We start from the raw sequence: 2,045 nt of genomic DNA on the forward strand, positions 1-2,045 counted from the left end.
GCCATGCCGCGCCGACCGCGCGGGTACCTGCATAGTAAGGTCGCGTTAGATTTTGCGGCACCCACGTACACATGACGACGACGGTGGGTTGCCGGCGTCGTCGTATGCCCCAAGTTTTTGTTTGTTGATGAGGAGAAGTTATGGCAGATCCAGCACGCGCTGCCCGGATGGCACAACGGATTAAGGTGATTGTCGCTGAAGCGCTTCGGCGACGGGTCAAGGATCCCCGCCTTGAGGCTGTGACAGTGACCGATGCCCGGGTGACCAATGATCTGCAGCACGCCACCGTGTACTACACCGTGTTGGGCGATGCTGACGAACAGGTGGCCACACGCAATGCGCTTGAGTCCGCCCGCGGTGTTCTGCGGTCAGAAGTGGGCCGTAACATCACCGCGCGGTTGACCCCGACATTGGAATTTGTGCCCGATGAAATTCCGGTCAACGCCAGTCACCTTGAGGAACTGCTGCGCACCGCCAAGGAACGGGATGCCGAGGTTGCAGCCATTGCACAAGGCGCCGTATTCGCTGGTGAAGCCGATCCGTATCGGAAGCCCGGAGCGGAGGCGGACGCTGAAGAAGGCGACGACAATTCACTGTCCGAGGATACTGAAGGCGGCGCACGGAACTAGCGTGCGGGAAGCCGGCTCAACCCCTCGAGGAGAGGTCCGGTTTCGCCACACAGCGCGATGCGGATCCAGCCCTCACCGATTGACCCAAAAGCCGTTCCCGGTGCCACGGCCACACCCTGCTCACTGAGCAGGGTGTGGACCCAGCTGCGGACATCCCCGCCGGTGGCATGCGACATGTCCGCCCACAGGTAGAACGCGCCCTGCGCGTCCAGGTAGGGGATGCCCTTGGATGCCAGCGCGGACGACGCCGCATCCCTGTTCCGGCGGTAATGCGCCAGGACCTCCGTCACATAGTCTTGCGGCCCTGTCAGCGCCGCCACAGCCGCATACTGTGGTGATGCGCCCACGCAGGAGACGATCGACTCCATCACGTTGTTGAACTCCTGCCCAAGGCCCGGCGGCAGGACCAGCGCCCCAATCCTCAGCCCGGTAAGCCCATACGTCTTGGACAGGGTGATGGACGTGACCACGCGGGCTGATTCGGCAGTGCGGCCGTCGAAGCGGGCAGGACTGACATGTGGGACGTCAAAGGTGAACGCCTCGTAGCATTCGTCCGAGATCACCCACAGGTCACGTCTGACGGCAAGGTCCACGAGATCCCTCGTCAGCGCTTCGCTGAACACCGCACCCAACGGATTTGAGGGGGAATTAAGGACCAGCACCCGGGTCCGGTCGCTGATGAGATCCTCTAGGTCCTGCACACGCGGCTGGAACACGTGCTCCGGATACAGCGGGTAGGCCACAGGAACCGCATGAACCAGCCGGGCGGTCATGGCGAAGGTCGGGTATCCGGGATTGGGAATGAGCACCTCGTCCCCGGCGCCAAGCAGCATGCTCATGGCCAGGTGCAGGCCTTGCTGCGCTCCGGAGGTGACATAGATGCGGGAAGGGTCAACCTCAACTCCGTTGTGGCTGAGGAATCTCGACGCGAAGGCCTCCCTGAGTGGTGCGATACCTTCGTTTGGTGTGTAGTTCGTCTCGTCCCGGTCAAGGGCCGCCATGCCCGCCTCGAGGATATGCCGCGGTACGGGAAACCCGGGCTCGCCGATACTCAGGACAATAGATCCGGGGGCCGCCCAGGCAGCCTGCGTAATTTCGCGGATCTGATTGGCCGGAACCTCGCGGACATGGCTGGCAATGGATGGCATAGGGGAATGGTAGCGCGGAAGGTTGCTCGGCACAGAAGCCAATGAGCCAACCCATATACTGAAAAGCGTGAATTCCGGGCAGGTCCACTCAGGACTGATTATTGTGGACAAGCCGCAGGGCTGGACCAGCCACGATGTGGTGGGTAAGCTGCGACGGCTGGCGGGTACCCGGAAAGTTGGCCACGCCGGCACCCTTGACCCCATGGCCACTGGTGTCCTGGTGGTGGGGATCAACAGGGCAACGCGGCTCCTCACTTACATTGTTGGC

General features: G+C 62.3%; 2 protein-coding genes and 1 pseudogene. 2 read left to right on the forward strand and 1 reads right to left on the reverse strand.

All coding sequences use genetic code 11. From position 1 onward, the window contains the following. Positions 1-140: 140 nt before the first annotated feature. Complete coding sequence (rbfA, locus tag Y708_RS23080) at positions 141-629, forward strand: 30S ribosome-binding factor RbfA (RefSeq protein WP_035775399.1); 489 nt, start codon at positions 141-143, stop codon at positions 627-629. Here the strand turns inward: rbfA and Y708_RS0105460 are convergent. Then, complete coding sequence (locus tag Y708_RS0105460; protein WP_028279146.1) at positions 626-1,777, reverse strand: pyridoxal phosphate-dependent aminotransferase; 1,152 nt, start codon at positions 1,775-1,777, stop codon at positions 626-628. The genes rbfA and Y708_RS0105460 overlap by 4 nt on opposite strands. Before the next feature lie 67 nt (positions 1,778-1,844). On the opposite strand from Y708_RS0105460, the pseudogene truB reads away from it, so the two are divergent. Further along, positions 1,845-2,045 (forward strand): annotated as a pseudogene (gene truB / locus Y708_RS0105465) (tRNA pseudouridine(55) synthase TruB); the annotation flags it as partial.

The sequence above is a fragment of the Arthrobacter sp. H5 genome, assembly GCF_000520595.1.
Taxonomy (GTDB): Bacteria; Actinomycetota; Actinomycetes; order Actinomycetales; family Micrococcaceae; genus Arthrobacter_D.